Consider the following 1,189-nt stretch of genomic DNA (forward strand, 5'->3'; position numbering starts at 1 on the left):
GGCATCAGGAGCGCGGTAGCCATATTTAACGCCATCATAACGAGCCAGGTTTGCCGATGCTTCGGATGGGGCGATGATGTAGTAGGTAGGTAAGCCATAACGAAAGCGCGGACAAGAAACTATATGAATCTCCGCTCCCAAACCTTGTAATACATCTACCGCTTTAGTAACAGCTTGTTCAACTACAGAGTCTAAACCTTCACCAAAAGTTTCTTTAATGATGCCAATCCTTAGTTGACCTCTGGGTTTAAAATCTGGTTTGAAGTTGGCAGCGTAGTTGGGAATGGCAACTTTGAGACTGGTAGAGTCTTTAGGATCGTGACCTGCGATCGCACTTAATAATATTGCCGCATCTTCTACCGTGTTTGCAAATGGCCCAATTTGATCCAAAGACGAAGCGTAAGCCACCAAACCATAACGCGAAACCAAACCATAAGTTGGTTTCATGCCCACAACACCGCAAAAAGATGCAGGTTGGCGAATCGAACCACCAGTATCAGAACCGAGAGCAACTACACATTCTTCAGACGACACCGCAGCAGCTGAACCGCCCGAAGAACCACCTGGAACTCGTGATAAATCCCACGGATTAGCCGTCACTTGATAGGCAGAGTTTTCTGTGGAACTACCCATTGCAAACTCATCTAAGTTGGTTTTGCCTACCATCACCGCCCCAGCATCCGCCAGTTTTTGCGTCGCCGTTGATTCATAAGGCGGCACAAAATTTTCCAAAATTCGAGAGGCGCAGGTAGTAGGAATCCCCTTGGTACACATATTGTCCTTAATCCCAACCGGAATGCCTGCTAGCAGCCCGATTTCTTCTCCGGCTGCAATTTTGGCATCCACAGCACTGGCCTGCTCTAATGCCCGTTCTGCGGTAACACATAAAAAGCTGTGCAGTTTCGGCTCTAACGCTTGAATGCGCTCTAAAGCTTCTTGGGTAATTTCAACGGCAGAACGTTCTTTCTTAACCAGCTGTTGGTGCAACTCGCGGATGGATGCCATGATTGCTCTCTTTGTGACTCAAGTCATTGATTTTAGTACATATTGTCCGATATTGGGTATTGGGTATTGGGTATTGGGTATTGGGTATTGGGTATTGGGGTAAGAGTTGGGTTCCAGTCCCTAGTCCCTAGTCCCCAGTCCCCAGTCCCTAGTCCCTAGTCCCCAGTCCCCAGTCCCTAGTCCC

At 48.0% G+C, this 1,189-nt stretch carries 1 protein-coding gene; it reads right to left on the minus strand.

Going from position 1 to position 1,189, the window contains the following annotated elements:
* Positions 1-1,005, minus strand: a 1,005-nt coding sequence (locus CDG77_RS35005) for an amidase family protein (protein WP_094333668.1), incomplete at its 3' end; no start/stop codon positions are given.
* Positions 1,006-1,189: the final 184 nt, after the last annotated feature.

The sequence above is a fragment of the Nostoc sp. 'Peltigera membranacea cyanobiont' 213 genome (assembly GCF_002245975.1).
In the GTDB taxonomy this organism is placed as follows: domain Bacteria; phylum Cyanobacteriota; class Cyanobacteriia; order Cyanobacteriales; family Nostocaceae; genus Nostoc.